The sequence below is a fragment of the Streptomyces polyrhachis genome, assembly GCF_042663125.1.
Classification (GTDB): domain Bacteria; phylum Actinomycetota; class Actinomycetes; order Streptomycetales; family Streptomycetaceae; genus Streptomyces; species Streptomyces polyrhachii.
On sequence record NZ_JBHSZO010000018.1, the window covers coordinates 65,662 to 81,248 of the forward strand.

Genomic DNA, 15,587 nt, shown 5'->3' on the forward strand with positions numbered 1-15,587 from the left:
GTCAGTCGGCCGGGGCGGTCAGTCGGCCAGAGCGGTACGGGGCCGCGACCGGGCGGCCCACCTGCGCCGCAGCTCGCGCGGCGTACGACGGTCAAGCCGCCGGCGACGGCCCGTACCGGAGGCACCCGCCACCGCACCGGGATGAACGTCGACGAGCCCGGAACGGAAGAGACCATGCTCGATCCGACGCGCGGCGGCCGACTCCAACTCAGCCCGCAGCGGCCCCTCACGCAGGACAGCGCCGGGGCCGAGCAACCCCTCGACCACGGCCAGCGCACCGGCGATATCACCGTGCCCGAGCCGCTCACGAACGGCGGGAAGCGCCTGCGGATCACGGTGCACCGCGTCGATCGCCCGCAGGCACGGCAACGGCGGCCCCCCGAGCGCCACCAGCAGCTCCTCACGACGCAGCTGGTCAGCATCATGATCGACAGCCGTCAGTACGCCATCCCGCAGGGCAATACGGTGACTCTCACCCCGGCACTCCACCCGGTGCGGATCACCGGAGCCGGAATCAGCCACGACCACCGGCCCCACGTCCGAATCAGCAACCCCACCCCACGCCCCCAACGCCGCCGCGACCAGCGGATGCAGCCGCTCAACCGCGACTAGCCCGGCCCGCAGCAGCTCAAGATCCGGCAGAGTCCGGGCAGCCATCTCCGGCAGTACGGGCAGCGCACGGACCTCCCCCGCCGAAAGCGTCCCCCGCAGCGGCCGGAGCACCGGAACATGACTGTCATCGGGAGCGACCAGCTCAAACACACCACGCCCCCGCGCACCCATCCGCACCACGAAGGCACCACGCGAACGCCCCTCGGAACGGAGCAGCAACTCGGCCTCAGCGGCCCAACGCCCCACAGCCCAGGGAGAGTCAGTACCCCACCCCGCACCACACCGCCGCGCCAGCTCCCCACTGCGCCCGGCATCCCAGAGATGCCGGTGCAGATCAAGCCGAAAGCGCCGATCGGGATGAGGGTGGGGATGGGAGTGACGGCCGGAGGCATCCCCCCGCACCCCCTCCCACAGGGCCAGGGAGATCCGCTGCCCGGCATCCGCCCGGGCCGGCGGAGTCCGTACCACCAGCACGGGCCCCCAACTGCCGTAATCAACAAGGGGGATGGTCAGCCCGGGCCGCAACCGCCCATCGGGGGCGACCCGAGGCAGATGCCACCGGAGCAGATCAGGCGCCAGAGAACGCAGATCAGCCCGAAGACATCGAGACATCTCGGTGCCGTATCGATCACGCACACCACACAGATCAAGATCGACATCAACACGGGCGGCAGCACAGGCCCCCGCCCAGTCACCACCCGCACGACGCGCGGCAGCGATCTCAATCATGGACGGTGGCACGGCGTACTCACGCACGCGCTGCCACATCAGCAAACGGTCAGGAATCGCATCCGCAAAGTGAGCTGCCATCAGCACTCACCCTGAGCGAACGATTCCCCCAATCCACACCGGAAGAAGTTCATCGCCACCATCGTAACCACGCCACCCCACCAGCACCAGCGAAAACCCGAGGCAAGAGCACTCCCAGAGCGCACCCACACCCGGCCGCCCAAGTAAGGGGCCCGGATCGAGAACGCACCCCGAGCGCAACAGGAACCCACCCGCCCGTGTGAGGGGCCCGGAGCGACGACTCCGAAAAGACGCACCGCAACGCAGGCCCCCGACAGAGCAGCAAATCGACCGATGGCAAGTCAATCCCTATGGCTTTTCGGAGTTGTCGCGGAGAGGCCCCGCCCCAGCGACGCGAAGAAGCCCGCTCCCGCCCCCGCCCCCGAAAAGGCGAAGCCTCACCGCCCCCGCCCAGTCCCCTCCGCCGCATCCAACGCGTAGACACACCGATCCTTGCTACAGGCATAAACCACCCCCGCCGCAGCAACAGGCGACCCGGTGATCTCACCCCCCGTCTCCAGCTTCCACCGCAACTGCCCCCCGACAGCATCCACCGCGTAAAGCCAGTGATCAGCAGACCCGAAGTGAACCCGCCCATCAGCCGCGACAGGCGAACCGACCAACTCCCCCCGGGTGGCAAAGCGCCACTTGGGAGTCCCCGCAACCGCGTCAAGCGTGTAGAGCGCGGGCCCGGAGGCAACATGCACCGCCCCACCGGCAACCAGCACAGGCTCGATGGAGTTACGCGCCTCGGTGGCGATCCGCCACCGCTCCCGCCCGTCGGAGGCGTCCAGGGCGTACACAGTGCCGAGGTAGTCGGCGAGGTAGACCCCGCCACCCCCCACAGCCGCCCCCGGCGCGAAGGCGGGCGGACACAGCAGCACCGCGGGCGTCTCGAAGGTCCACCGCAGCCGCCCGTACGCGGCATCCAGCGCCAGCACCCGCTTGCCCGCGCAGACGTACACCGCCCCGTCGGGCGCCGCGAGCAGCCGCACCGGCACCCCGCCGCAGGCCGCCGCGTCACCGACCGGGTACGACCAGCGCTCGGCGCCGGTACGCGCGTCCAGGGCACGCAGCCGGCCGTCCGCCCACAGGTAGACGGTGCCGGCGTACAGCACGGGCCCGGCCTCGGAGGTCTCGAACTCCGCCTGCGCGCCGGCCAGTTCCCACAGGGTGTCGCCGCTGAGCGCATCACGCGCCTGGACGCCGCCGCCACGCGTGCCGGTGACGACGACGCCGCCGTCGGCCCGCAGCGCGTACACCCAGCCGTCCACGGCGCGCCGCCAGCGCTCGGCGCCGTCGGAGGCGTCCAGGGCGTACAGGCTCGGCCCGTCGGAGGCGTGGATACGGCCGTCGGCCACGGCCATCGTCCAGGCGACCTCACGCGTCTTGAACTGCCGTCGCCCGGTGCCCACTTCAAGGGCGTGCACCTCGAAGGAGGTGACGTAGAGCAGGTCGCCCACCACCACAGGGGTGCCCCACACGTCGTTGGACATCCGGAAGCGCCACGGCCGCCAGTCCCCCGACGGCTTGGCCTCGGCGACCACGGGCGCGGGCCGCGTCTCGGGGACGGACGCGGCGACCCCGCCGGGAGGCCGCACCCAGCCGGAAACCGGATGCGGCTGCGGGGTCGTACGCAACCGCGCGGCGGTGGCGTCCTTCACCCGGGGCCCGGGACCGATCACGGCGACGGCGCCGGCGAGGCGCACCGCGCCGCCGGGCTCCTCCACGGCGACGGGCCCACGCGGAGGCTCGGACGGCGGTGGGGGCGGAGGGGGCGGAGGCGGCGACGGCCGCACCCCGTTGGACCGCCCCCCGCGCCGCTCCTCGATCATCGCGACGGCCGATCCGGGCAGCCACGCGGAGGCGGTCCCGGTGTCGTCGTCGCTGCCGGAGCTGAAGAGGTGGGGTGCCAGCATCTCCGTCAACTCGACCGGACTGGGCCGCCGTTCGGGAGCCATCCCCATGCACGCCTCGATCAGCGAGTGCAACTCGCCCGGCAGACCGGCCAGGTTGGGCCCCTCGCGCAGCAGCATGAAGACCGTCTCGACCGGGTTGCTGCCGTGGAAGGGCGCGTGGCCCGTACCGGCGAAGACCAGGGTGGAGCCGAGGGAGAAGACGTCGCTGGAGCCGGTGACGCTGCGCGAGTCGCGCGCCTGCTCGGGCGACATGTACGCGGGGGTGCCGACGGCCACGTTGGTCATGGTCAGGCGGGTGTTGGAGACGCCGGAGGCGATACCGAAGTCGATCACGCGCGGGCCGTCCTCGACGACGAGCACGTTGGAGGGCTTGAGGTCGCGGTGGACCAGCCCGGCACCGTGGATGGACTGCAGCGCCTCCGCGATGCCGGCGGCCAGCCAGCGCACGGCCTGCGGGGGCAGCGGGCCGCACTGGTTGACGATCTCCTCCAGGGAGGGCGCGGGGACGTACGCCGTCGCCAGCCAGGGCACGGCCGCGCGCGGGTCGGCGTCGACCACGGCGGCGGTGTAGAAGCCGCTGACGGAACGCGCCGCCTCGACCTCGCGCGTGAAGCGCACGCGGAAGAGCTGGTCCTCCGCCAGCTCGGTGCGGACCGTCTTGATCGCCACGCGGCGGCCGGACGGCGAGCGCGCGAGATAGACCAGCCCCATCCCCCCGGCCCCGAGCCGCGCGAGGACCTCGAACGGGCCGATCCGCCTCGGATCGTGCTGCGTCAGCTGCTCGACCACTTCCCTGCCACCTCCCCGTCGGGGCCCACCGGACCCCCGCCCGCACCAACCCCGTGCAGCTTCCCAGAAGCGGCGCCGCACCGTCGGTCCGCGGTACGCCCCGCCGTCCGGCCGTCGTGCACTCCCGCCGGACGTCCCGATTCTCCCCGCCGGACGCCGCGGTGGCGAACCCGGGGGCGGTTCACCGTGTCACGGTTCGCTCACACCGGGCCTGTTCGTCCCCTGCGGGCGGGCGTCCGCGCGGACATACGGGCGCACAGCGGCGCTCAGTTGACGCCGCGCGGGTGGGAGAGGACGGCGAACCGGGCGCCCTGGTTGTCGGTGAGGATCGCCCAGCGGCCGTACGGGCCCTCCCGCGGCTCCAGTTGCACGCGCCCGCCCAGCCGGCGCGCGACGGCGGCGGTCTCGTCGGCGTCGAAGACCCGGAAGTACAGCAGGTAGTGCGGCGGCATCTCGGCCGGGAAGAGCCCGCCGAGCACCTCGCGCCCGGCGACGGCGGTGTGTGCGCCGGGCTCGCTGCCGCGCGGGGAGAGCAGCCGGTGGCCGGGGGCCTGCGGCGACTCGCTGGGGGCGTAGCCGAAGACGGCCTCGTAGAAGGCGTCGACCGCCCGCGGCTCGCGGGTGTGGTTCTCCACCCAGCAGTACGAGCCCGGCTCGCCGGTGCGCTCGAAGCCCGCGTCGGCGTCGGAGCCGCCGGGCTGGCGGACGCCGAAGACCGAGCCGCCGGGGTCGGCCGCCGTCAGCGCCCGCCCGAGGCCGCCGACGCGCGCCGGGCCGGCGATGAGCTGCCCGCCGGCGGCGGTGACGCGCTGGGCGGCGGCGCCGAGGTCGGGGGTGGCGAAGTAGATGTTCCACGCGGTGGGCATCCGCCCGTCGGGCTTCGCGGCCAGGGCGGCGACCTTCGCGCCGTCGAGGTACGCCTCCGTGTAGCCGCCGTAGGACTCGGCGGGCTGACCGAAGGTCCAGCCCAGCAGCTCGCCGTAGAAGCGCTTGCCCGCCGCCGGGTCGCCGAGCGCGACATCGGCCCAGCAGGGGGCCCCTTCCGGGTACGGGGCTGCTGCCGAGGCCATCAAGACGACTCCCTTGGGCGGGCGACCGTCGCCCTGAGGTCAAGGTAGCGGTCGATCATGGAGCGCACCCATGAAACGATTCTGCGAACGTATGACTGATTTATCCGCTCCCGGCAGTCTCCCGCCGCCCCCGCCCGCCGAAACCCCTTCCCACCTGCCGTGCCACCCGTTCGACCCAGCCCGATCGCGGTGCGATCACCCGTCAGTAAGCTGACGGTATGACAGCACAGGTCCGCACGGTCGACGGCCGGATCGCGGGGCATCGAGGCCAGGCGACCCGCAGCAGGCTGCTGGAGAGCCTGGGCGAACTGCTCGCCTCCGCCCCGTACCGCGACGTGAAGGTGATCGACGTCGCGCGAAAGGCGGGTACCTCGCCGGCGACGTTCTACCAGTACTTCCCCGACGTCGAGACCGCCGTGCTGGAGCTGGCCGGCGACGCGGTCGCCGAGGGCGCCGCGCTGGGCCGGTGGGCGGGCGGGCAGAGCTGGACGGGCAAGGCCGGGGCGCGGAGCGCGGCGGAGCTGGTCGACTCCTTCCTCGCCTTCTGGCGCCGCAACGAGGCCATCCTGCGCGTGGTGGACCTCAGCGCCGCCGAGGGCGACAAGCGCTTCACCAAACTCCGCGCGAAGATCCTCACCCCGCTCGTACGGGCCCTGTCGGCCGGCGTCGAGGAGGTGCGGGCCAAGGGTGCCAAGGGCGACAAGAGCCCCAAGGGCACGGCGGACGAGTCCGCCTCCCCCACCGCCGTGGCCGGCTCGCTGGTCACCATGCTCGCGGCGACCGCGGCCCAGCTGCGCGGCTTCCAGGGCTGGGGCGTGAAGCAGGCGGAGCTGAAGCCGACGCTGGCGACGCTCGTCCAGCTCGGGATGACGGGGCGCAAGGGCGCCAAGTAGCGCCGCGCGAAGGCCGCCGCCCGGTGGGGCAACGGTCAAGTGATCCCCTCTTGACGGGTGTTCTACGCTCAGCCCCATGCCGATACCCCATGCCAAGCTCTTCGAGCAGGGGACACCCCATAGCCCGACCACCCCCGTGTACGTCATAGGCGCCGGCCCCGCCGGACTGGCCACCGCGGCCGCCCTGCGTACCAAGGGCGTGCGCGCCGTGCTGCTGGAGAAGGGCGCCACCCCCGGCGCCCGCTGGCCGGAGCACTACGACAGCCTGCGGCTGCACACCACCCGCGCCCTGTCCGGCCTGCCCGGGCTGCCGATCCCCCGCGCGTACGGGCGCTGGGTGGCCCGCGACGACGTCGCCCGCTACCTCGTCTCCTACGCCGAGCACCACGACCTCGAACTGGTCTGCGGCGTCGAGGTGGACCGTATCGAGCGCGAGGCGGCCGGGGACTGGACGCTGCACGCCACCGGCGGGCGCGTCCTGCGCTCCCCGACCGTGGTGGTCGCCACCGGCCGCAACCACACCCCGCGCCTGCCCGACTGGCCCGGCCGCGGCGGCTACACCGGCGAGTTGCTGCACGCCCGCGACTACCGCGGCGCCGAGCCCTTCGCCGGCCGCGACGTGCTGGTGGTCGGCGTGGGCAACACCGGCGCCGACCTCGCCGTCGACCTGGCGCGCGGCGGCGCGGCGCGGGTGCGCATCGCGGTGCGCAGCGCCCCGCACATCCTGCCCCGTACGACGCTGGGCTGGCCCGCGCAGCGCAGCGGCATCCTCCTGCGCCGGGTGCCGGTGCGCCTGGCCGACCGCCTCGCGGCCCGCGTCACCCGCCTGAGCAGCCCGGACCTGGGCGCGTACGGCATCCCCCGGCCGGCGAGCGGCCTGTTCAGCCGGGCGGCCCAGGGGTCGATCCCGGTGCAGGACACGGGGTTCGCCAAAGCGGTGCGCGAGCGCCTGGTGCTCCCGGTCCCGGCGGTGGAGTCCTTCGCGGGCGCGTCCGTACGACTGGCCGACGGCACGGAGATCACCCCCGACGCGGTGATCGCGGCCACCGGCTACGGACGCGGACTGGAGCCGCTGGTCGGCCATTTGGACGTCCTGGACGAGCGCGGCGCCCCGCGCACCCACGGCGCCGCCACCCTGCCGCAGGCGCCCGGGCTGCACTTCATCGGCTACACCAACCCGATCAGCGGCATGCTCCGCGAGATCTCCCGCGACGCGCGGCGGATCGCGGCGGCGCTGTCCGCCGGGCGGCGGGGGGATACCGCAAGCTGAGGGGCATGCACACCCCTGCGGACCCGCCCCCCGCCGAAGCCCCCACCGACGCCCCCGCCGAAGCCCCCGTCAAGGTCACCGCCTACGCCGCCCCCTTCGCCGGCGCCCCGCTGGAGCGCACCGTGATCGAGCACCGGCCGCTGGGCGGGCGCGACGTGCTCATCGAGGTCGCGTACTGCGGCATCTGCCACTCCGACATCCACCAGTCCCGCGACGAGTGGGGCGGCGCCCTCTATCCGATGGTCCCCGGCCACGAGATCGCCGGGACGGTGACCGCCGCCGGGCCGGAGGCAAGCCTGCACCGGGTGGGCGACCGGGTGGGGGTGGGCTGCTTCGTGGACTCCTGCCGTACGTGCGCGAACTGCCGCGCCGGGCTGCAGCAGTACTGCCTGGACACCCCGGTGGGGACGTACAACGACACCGACTACGAGGGCCGCCCCACCTACGGCGGCTACGCCACGCACCTGGTGGTGGACGAGCGCTACGTCCTGCGCGTCCCCGACGCCGTCGACCTGCGGGAGGCGGCGCCGCTGCTGTGCGCGGGCGTCACCCCGTACTCGGTGCTGCGGCACTGGCAGGCGGGTCCCGGCACGCGCTTCGCCGTCGTCGGGCTGGGCGGGGTCGGGCACATGGCCGTGCAGCTCGCGCACGCACTGGGGGCGCGGACCACCGTCCTGTCGCACACGCCGGCCAAGGAGGAGGACGCCCTGCGGCTGGGCGCCGACCACTTCCACACCACCGCCGACCCGGCGGTCTTCGAGGCGCTGGCGGGCAGCTTCGACCTGATCCTCCACACGGTCCCGGTGACGGTGCCGCTGGACGCCTGCCTGGCGCTGCTGCGCACGGACGGCACGCTGGTGACGGTGGGTTCCCCGCCGCTGGAGCAGCCGATGAACGTGTTCTCCCTGATCAACCTCCGCAAGTCGATGGCCGGTTCACTGGCCGGCGGGATCGGGCAGACCCAGGAGCTGCTGGACTTCTGCGCGCAGCACGGCCTGCGCCCGCGCATCGAGGTCATCCCGGCCACGCGCATCAACGAGGCGTACGAGCGCGTCGTGGCCGGGGACGTGCGCTACCGCTTCGTCATCGACGGCTCGACGTACGGGACGGACTAGGACCTGTCTGAAGTTCCCCGTCTGCGCCCCGGCGCCCGCTGCGGATCACCAGCGCCATCGTCGCCGCGAGTGCGCACAGCGCGCCCGAGGTGAGCCAGACCGCGTCGTAGGTGCCGGTGAGGTCGCGGGTGAGGCCGCCGAGCCAGGCGACCAGGGCGGCGCCCAGCTGGTGGGAGGCGAGCACCCAGCCGAAGACGATCGCGCTGTCCTCGCCGTAGTGCTCGCGGCACAGGGCCAGGGTGGGCGGGACGGTGGCGACCCAGTCGAGGCCGTAGAAGACGATGAAGAAGACCATCGGCGGCTGGACCTCGCCGCCGGAGGCGCCCAGCAGCATCGGCAGGAACATCAGCGACAGCCCGCGCAGCCCGTAGTAGACGGCGAGCAGGCGGCGGGAGTCGTAGCGGTCGGTGAGCCAGCCGGAGGCGATGGTGCCGATGATGTCGAAGATCCCGATGACGGCCAGCAGCGAGGCGGCGGCGGTGATCGGCATCCCGTGGTCGTGGGCGGAGGGCACGAAGTGGGTGCGGATCAGTCCGTTGGTCGAGGCGCCGCAGATGGCGAAGGTCCCGGCCAGCAGCCAGAACGGCCCCGTGCGCGAGGCGTCCCGCAGCACCCGCAACGCCCGCCGTGAGGCGCCGGGTTGGGGGGCGGGCTTCTCGACGAACACCTCCGAGCCGTACGGGGCCAGCCCCACGTCCGCCGGGTGGTCGCGCATCAGCAGCCAGACGAAGGGCACGGCGACCAGCGCCGCCAGTCCCGTGGTCACGACGGCCGGTCGCCAGCCGTGGTTCTCCACGATCCAGGAGCACAGCGGCAGGAAGACCAGCTGCCCCGAGGCCCCGGCGGCGGTGAGCACCCCGGTGACCAGACCGCGCCGCGCCACGAACCACCGGTTGGTCACCGTCGCCGCGAAGGCCAGCGCCATCGAACCGGTGCCGAGCCCCACCAGCACACCCCAGTAGAGGACGAGTTGCCAGGAGGCGGTCATCCACACACTGAGCAGCGAGCCGGAGGCGATCGCCGTCAGCGCCACGGCACACACCCGCCGGATCCCGAAGCGGTCGTGCAGGGCGGCGGCGAACGGCCCGGCCAGCCCCGAGAGCGCCACGGTCAGCCCGGCGGCGAGGCCGATGGTGCCGCGCGACCAGCCGAAACCGCCGTCGGCGGGAGCTGCGTGCAGGGGGTCGATCAGCAGCCCGGGCAGGGAGTTGAAAGCCGCGGCCCCGATGATCGTGAGGAAGGCGACGGCGGCGACGAGCCACGCCCGGTGCGGCAGCCGCCTCCGCCGTACGGACGCGGGGGCCGCGGCGGCTACGGGGGCGGACGGCGGTCCGGCGGGGTCCTGGGGCGGCGCGGTCTGTGACATGCCCAGAGCATCCCCCACAGCGCCGCCCCCCGGCGAGCGGCCGGGAGGCCACGGCTCGAAAGATTCGGGCCAGTCGCTACGGGCACCCGAAGACCCCCGCCTTCGGGAACGACCTCCGAAAAGCTGACAGGTGTTCTACTCTCGCCCGAAGATCCCTGCCCTGCGCACACAGCACTCCCGTCACCCCGACCAAGGAGACCCCGTGTCCGTACCCCTCCCGCGCCGCCGCCTGCTCGGCGCCGCCGCGGCCACCGCCGCCGCCGCGGCCCTCACCACCGCCACCCCCGCCGCCGCGGCCACCCGCTCCGCCGACGTGATCATCGTCGGCGGCGGCCTGGCCGGCCTCACCGCCGCCCGCGCCGTCGTCGCCGCCGGCCGCAGCGCCCTGGTCCTGGAGGCCCGCGACCGCGTGGGCGGCCGGGTGCTCAACCTCCCGCTTCCAGACGGGGGTTGGACCGAGGGCGGCGGCGAGTTCATCGGCCCCACCCAGGACCGCATCCGCGCCCTGGCCGCCGAGCTGGGCGTGGCGACCTTCCCCACGTACAACGCGGGGAAGAACCTCCTGTACAAGGACGGCAAGCGCACCCCCTACGCCACCGACGGCCTGCTGGGGGCCGTGCCGCCCGTCGACCTGGCGGGGCTGGCCAACGCCGCCACCGTGCAGGCGACGCTGGACAACCTGGCCAAGCAGGTCCCCGTCAACGCCCCCTGGACGGCCGCCAAGGCCCAGGAGTGGGACCGCACCACCTTCGACAGCTGGCTGTGCCTGAACGCGCCGGTGCCCTCCGCGCGCTTCCTCTTCGACGTGGCCACCACCTCGATCTTCTCCGCCGAGCCGCGCGAACTCTCCCTGCTCTACGTGCTGTTCTACATAGCCTCCGCCGGAAACGAGTCCACCCCCGGCACCTTCGAGCGCCTCACCGACACCGGCTCCGGCGCCCAGGCCACCCGCTTCACCGGCGGCTCCGGCCTCATCCCGCAGCGGCTGGCCGCCGCCCTGGGCGAGCGGGTGGTGCTGAACGCCCCGGTCGACCGGATCTCGTACGGCGGCGGCACGGCCACCGTCACCGCCGCCGGCCTCACCGCCACCGGCCGCCGCGTCATCGTCGCGCTGCCCCCGGCGCTGGCCGCGCGCGTGGACTACGACCCGCTGCTGCCGGCCGCCCGCGACCAGCTCACCCAGCGGATGCCGATGGGCGCGGTGGCGAAGGCCATCGCCGTCTACCCCACCCCCTTCTGGCGCTCCTCGGGGCTGAACGGGCAGGTGGTCAGCGACACCGGCGCGGTGCGCTCCACCTTCGACAACTCGCCCCCCGACGGCTCCTGCGGCGCCCTGATGGGCTTCCTGGAGGCCGACGAGGTCCGCAGGCTCGACGGGGCGGCGGAGTCCGAGGTCCGGGCGGCCGTACTGGCCGACTACGTGCGCTACTTCGGCGCCCAGGCCGCCCAGCCGACCGCCTTCCTCCTCCAGCGCTGGGACAACGAGCGCTTCTCACGCGGCGGCCCGGTCGGCTACGCGCCCCCCGGCGTCCTCACCCAGTACGGACCGGCCCTGCGCACCCCCGTCGGCCCACTGCACTGGGCCGGCACGGAGACCTCCGACTACTGGAACGGCTACATGGACGGCGCGGTGCGCTCGGGCGAGCGCGCGGCGAGGGAGGTACTGGCGGCGCTGTGACGCCGTAGCACCCAACGGAGGCCATGGCCCACTTGCGCACCCGTGAAAGAATCGGGCCATGGCCTCCCCCACCCGCCACCCCACCCCTGCCGCACCCACCGCCCTCGACGCCCCCACCGCCGTACCCACCCGCCACCGGGTCGCCGTCTTCGTCCGCGACGGGCTCCTCCCCATCGAACTGGGCATCGTCCACCGACTGTTCGGCATGGCCCGCACCCCCGCCGGCGACCCCCTCTACGAGGTCGTCACCTGCTCCCACACCCCCGGCGAGGTCCGCACGGACGCCGACTTCCCCATCGTGGTGGAACACGGCCCCGAGGCCCTCGCCACCGCCGACACGGTGGTCGTCCCCGCCTCGCACGCCCAGGAGCAGCCAGAGCTCGACGGCACCCTCGACCCGCGCACCGCCGAGGCGCTGGCCCGCATCCGCCCGGGGACGCGGATCGCCTCCATCTGCACCGGCGCCTTCGTCCTGGCCGCCGCCGGGCTGCTGGACGGCCGCCGGGCGACGACGCACTGGATCGCCGCCGAGCGCTTCGCGCGCCTCTTCCCGCGGGTCGAGCTGGACGCGGACGTGCTGTACGTGGACGAGGGCGACATCCTCACCTCCGCCGGCGTCGCCTCCGGCACCGACCTGTGCCTGCACCTGGTGCGCCGCGACCACGGCACGGCGGTGGCCAACGAGGTGGCCCGCCGCACCGTCGTCCCCCCGCACCGCGACGGCGGCCAGGCCCAGTTCATCCGCCGCCCCGTCCCCGAACCCCAACTCGCCACCACGACAAAGGCCCGCGCCTGGGCGCTGGCCCACCTCCACGAGCCACTCGCACTACGGGACCTGGCAGAACAGGAGTCGATGTCGGTAAGAACCTTCACCCGCCGCTTCCGCGAGGAGACGGGCCTGAGCCCCCTGCAGTGGCTCAACCGTCAACGCATAGAACTGGCCCGCCAGTTGCTGGAGGACACCGACCACTCGGTGGACCAGGTAGCGGAGAAGGCAGGCTTCGGCACGGCAGTCTCCCTCCGCCAACACCTGCAGTCAGCCCTGGGCGTCTCCCCCACCTCGTACCGCCGCACGTTCCGCACCACGCTCGACGGCCCGACGAAGGCAAGCACCCCGTAACCAGCACACGCAACCGGAGCACACCCGCCCCCGAGCGCAACAGGAAGCCGGCCGCCCAAGGAAGGGGCCCGGAGCGACGACTCCGAAAAGACGGACCGCAACGCAGGTACCAGCAGAGCAGCAAATCGACCGATGGCCAGTACATCCCTATGGCTTTTCGGAGTTGTCGCGGAGAGGCCCCGCCCCCAAGCACGAAGCCCCCCGCCGCCGAGCTACGACATGCTCCCGACCGCCCGCAGCCGCCGAACGGGCCGGATCGCCAGCAGCGCCCCGATCACCGCGACCGTCACCCCCGAGCCGGCCAGGAGGACGTGGCGGGCGCCGACCAGTCCGGCCACCGGACCCGCCAGCATCTGGCCCACCGAGGACATGGTGAGGGAGCCGGCGACGTCGTAGGCGTGGACGCGGGTGAGGGCCTCGTGCGGGATCTGCGTCTGGACCGTGGTGAACCACTGCACCAGCCAGAAGGCGAAGCCGGCACCGCCCGCCACATAGCCCGCGCCCTGTACCCACAGGGGTGCGTCCAGGCCCAGCGCCAGCAGTTGGAGGGCGAAGCCGGAGAGGGCCAGCGATCCCGCGAAGAGCGGGCGCGCGGGTCGTATCCGCATCGCGACGAGTCCGCCCAGCACCTCCCCCACACCGTGCAGGCCCATCAGCACCCCGAAGACCGTGGCGCCGTGCGCCTCGGTGACCACCACCGTGGCCATCGGCATCGACGGCCCGCCCGCCAGCAGCCCGAAGAACGTCCACACCGCGATCACGCCCCACAGCCAGGTGCGGGAGCGGAACTCCCGCCAGCCCTCGACCAGATCGGCCAGGGGGGACTGCACGTGGGTCCGCTCCGGGCGTGCCATGCGCATCAGGAACAGCGCGCCGGCGCTCAGGACGAAGGTCGCGGCGTTGACGGAGAAGAGCGTGCCCGCGCCGCCGAAGCCGACCAGGAGGCCGGCGGCGGCCGGGCCGGCCATCGTCATCAGCGCCTCGGAGACCCGGATGACGGCGTTGGCGCCCTGCACGTCGGAGGCGACGGCGGGGATCGTGCTGGCGACCCCGGGCTGGAAGAGGGCCGCGCCCACGCCGCCCACCGCGCTGAGGACGTACACCAGCCCCAGGTGGGGCGTCCCGCCCGCGAAGTCGGCGGCGAGCGCGACGGCGGCGCCCGCCCTGAGCAGGTCGGCGGCGATCATCACCCGGCGCGGCGAGAAGCGGTCTGCCAGGACGCCGCCGAAGAGTACGAAGCCGGCGAAGCAGGCGGTCCACAGGCCGAGCGCGAGGGAGACGGAGGTGGCCCCGTAGCCGGCGACGACCAGTCCCGCCGCGAGGGCGACGGGCACCATGCCGTCGCCGAAGCGGGCGACGGTGCGGGCGGTGAAGAAGAGCCGGAAGTCCCGGCTCCAGAGCCGTCCGCCGGAGGGGTCCTCCCCGGCGGACGGCTCGGATATCTGCTGGTCGGTACGAGATACGGTCACGGATGAGAGGTCTAGCCCAATTCCCCGGACCGGCGCAACCGGTTACCGCCGCCCGTCACTTCCCCTCGCCGTGCGCGACCGGGCAGCCGCCCGTCATCGAGCCGAGGAAGGAGTTGGGGTCGTAGTAGTGCTCGACCTCCAGCAGCCGCAGGTCCTCGCTGACCTTGGCGATGCTGACGCCGAACATCTCGATCGTCTCGCCGTTGGGCGCGAAGCCGTTGTACTCGCCCTCGAAGGCGCCCCAGTGCCGCCACTTGAAGGTGACCACGGGCGGCGGGGAGATGACTTCGAGGACCTCCCAGAAGAAGCCCTGGGGGAACGCCTGGTGGAAGACGTCGTGCGAGGACTCGAAGCTCTCGTCCTTGCGGTAGAAGGCGCTGTCGCCGATGAGGATGTTGTAGCTGCCGATGTCGGCTATGTCCTGCGCGCTCGCCCAGCCGCCGCCGTTGACGTTGGTACGGAAGCGCTCCGTGACCATCGACACCCAGGTGGCGGGGTCCTTCTTGTGCGAGACCTCCATCTCGAAGACCTGCACGAGGCTCTCGACGATGGCCTCCAGGGAGCCGGTGTCGAAGTGGTGGGTGCGCTGCTGCGGCATGACCTCGTGGGACTTGTCGTAGCCGGGGGCCTTGTCGCGCCAGACGGAGGGGTCGGCGGCGGCCACCACGGCGTCGCGGCCCTGGAGCCACAGGGGGGTTTCGTTCATGGGTCACCTTCCACGGGTACGGGGGATCGTGGAAAGTGATCGTGTCGTAGTCGGATTACGATCACAAGTGATCGGCTGGGCAGCAAAGCGAATACAACCGCTCAGCCTGCAAGCAAAGTTGGAGGAAAACGTCCGCTTCCTCCCATATCGCCGGCTGCAGCCGTCAGCCGCCCTGCGGCACCGCGCGGGCGTGCTCGCAGAAGCCGGCCCGTACGGCCGCGGCGGCAGCGGCGGCGGCCGGCAGCGCGGCGGCGGGGCCCGGCACCTCCCGCCGGACCGGCGTGCGGTCGACCTCGCACCAGATCCGCTTGCCGCCGCTCTCCACCTCCCAGCCCCAGCGGTCCGCCAGCGCGCCGACCAGCTCCAGACCCCGGCCGTGCGTCGCGTCCGAGGCGGCCTGGCGCAGCTGCGGGGCGCGGACGCTGCCGTCCACCACCTCGACCCGCAGGATGCCCGCCGCACCGCCCGGCGGGGGCAGCGCCATGTGCAGCTCGGCCGGGCGGCCGGTGTGCACCACCGCGTTGGTGACCAGCTCGGAGATGAGCAGGATGAGGGTCTCGGCGCTCGGGTCGTCGGCCTCGACACCCACCCACGCCAGGCGCGCACGCGCCCACCTCCGGGCCCTCCCCACTTCCACGGGGTCGGGCCGGACCACGAGCTGAACCTGGAGCTGCTGCACCGCTCACACCACCCGGATCGTCACACTCTGTGACTTCATTGCTGTACAGCATGATTGACGTAGCGTCACTGCCACAAGCGCTTCGGGCATATTCCAGCGCGAAGGAGTACGG

At 73.1% G+C, this 15,587-nt stretch carries 12 protein-coding genes; 5 read left to right on the plus strand and 7 right to left on the minus strand.

Features of this window, described 5'->3' with window-relative positions:
- Positions 1-18: 18 nt before the first annotated feature.
- The 3 genes from ACFQLX_RS13365 to ACFQLX_RS13375 form a co-directional block, all read right to left on the minus strand.
- Positions 19-1,422, minus strand: coding sequence for a hypothetical protein (locus ACFQLX_RS13365; RefSeq protein ID WP_386414697.1), 1,404 nt, complete (start codon positions 1,420-1,422; stop codon positions 19-21).
- Positions 1,423-1,799: 377 nt separating this feature from the next.
- On the minus strand, positions 1,800-4,109 hold the full coding sequence (locus tag ACFQLX_RS13370; protein WP_386414698.1) for a serine/threonine-protein kinase: 2,310 nt from the start codon (positions 4,107-4,109) through the stop codon (positions 1,800-1,802).
- 266 nt (positions 4,110-4,375) lie between these two features.
- On the minus strand, positions 4,376-5,179 hold the full coding sequence (locus ACFQLX_RS13375) for a VOC family protein (protein WP_386414699.1): 804 nt from the start codon (positions 5,177-5,179) through the stop codon (positions 4,376-4,378).
- A gap of 218 nt (positions 5,180-5,397) precedes the next feature.
- Between ACFQLX_RS13375 and ACFQLX_RS13380 the strand changes: the two genes are divergently transcribed.
- The 3 genes from ACFQLX_RS13380 (at position 5,398) to ACFQLX_RS13390 (ending at position 8,457) form a co-directional block, all read left to right on the plus strand.
- Positions 5,398-6,072: a TetR family transcriptional regulator gene (locus ACFQLX_RS13380; protein WP_386414701.1), complete on the plus strand. Its 675-nt coding sequence runs from the start codon at positions 5,398-5,400 to the stop codon at positions 6,070-6,072.
- Positions 6,073-6,148: 76 nt separating this feature from the next.
- Positions 6,149-7,342 carry a flavin-containing monooxygenase gene (locus tag ACFQLX_RS13385; RefSeq protein WP_386414702.1) on the plus strand — a complete coding sequence of 398 codons (1,194 nt, stop codon included), beginning with the start codon at positions 6,149-6,151 and terminating at the stop codon, positions 7,340-7,342.
- A gap of 5 nt (positions 7,343-7,347) precedes the next feature.
- Entirely contained in the window at positions 7,348-8,457 is a 1,110-nt protein-coding gene (locus ACFQLX_RS13390) for an NAD(P)-dependent alcohol dehydrogenase (protein WP_386414704.1), read from the plus strand.
- On the opposite strand, the gene ACFQLX_RS13395 is transcribed toward ACFQLX_RS13390, so the two are convergent.
- Positions 8,426-9,823: an MFS transporter gene (locus tag ACFQLX_RS13395; RefSeq protein WP_386414705.1), complete on the minus strand. Its 1,398-nt coding sequence runs from the start codon at positions 9,821-9,823 to the stop codon at positions 8,426-8,428. The genes ACFQLX_RS13390 and ACFQLX_RS13395 overlap by 32 nt on opposite strands.
- A gap of 202 nt (positions 9,824-10,025) precedes the next feature.
- On the opposite strand from ACFQLX_RS13395, the gene ACFQLX_RS13400 reads away from it, so the two are divergent.
- Together ACFQLX_RS13400 and ACFQLX_RS13405 are read left to right on the plus strand one after the other, a co-directional pair.
- On the plus strand, positions 10,026-11,501 hold the full coding sequence (locus ACFQLX_RS13400; RefSeq protein WP_386414706.1) for a flavin monoamine oxidase family protein: 1,476 nt from the start codon (positions 10,026-10,028) through the stop codon (positions 11,499-11,501).
- Between the two features lie 58 nt (positions 11,502-11,559).
- Positions 11,560-12,621, plus strand: a complete 1,062-nt coding sequence (locus ACFQLX_RS13405) for a GlxA family transcriptional regulator (protein WP_386414707.1) — start codon at positions 11,560-11,562, stop codon at positions 12,619-12,621.
- A gap of 212 nt (positions 12,622-12,833) precedes the next feature.
- Here ACFQLX_RS13405 and ACFQLX_RS13410 read toward each other — a convergent pair whose 3' ends face one another.
- From ACFQLX_RS13410 to ACFQLX_RS13420, 3 genes are all read right to left on the minus strand, one after another.
- The gene (locus tag ACFQLX_RS13410) at positions 12,834-14,090 is read right to left on the minus strand and encodes an MFS transporter (protein ID WP_386414709.1); all 1,257 of its coding nucleotides are present in this window, start codon (positions 14,088-14,090) and stop codon (positions 12,834-12,836) included.
- A 55-nt stretch (positions 14,091-14,145) separates the two neighbouring features.
- Positions 14,146-14,796: a SnoaL-like polyketide cyclase gene (locus ACFQLX_RS13415; protein ID WP_386414710.1), complete on the minus strand. Its 651-nt coding sequence runs from the start codon at positions 14,794-14,796 to the stop codon at positions 14,146-14,148.
- 163 nt (positions 14,797-14,959) lie between these two features.
- Positions 14,960-15,475, minus strand: coding sequence for an ATP-binding protein (locus ACFQLX_RS13420; protein ID WP_386414711.1), 516 nt, complete (start codon positions 15,473-15,475; stop codon positions 14,960-14,962).
- Positions 15,476-15,587: the final 112 nt, after the last annotated feature.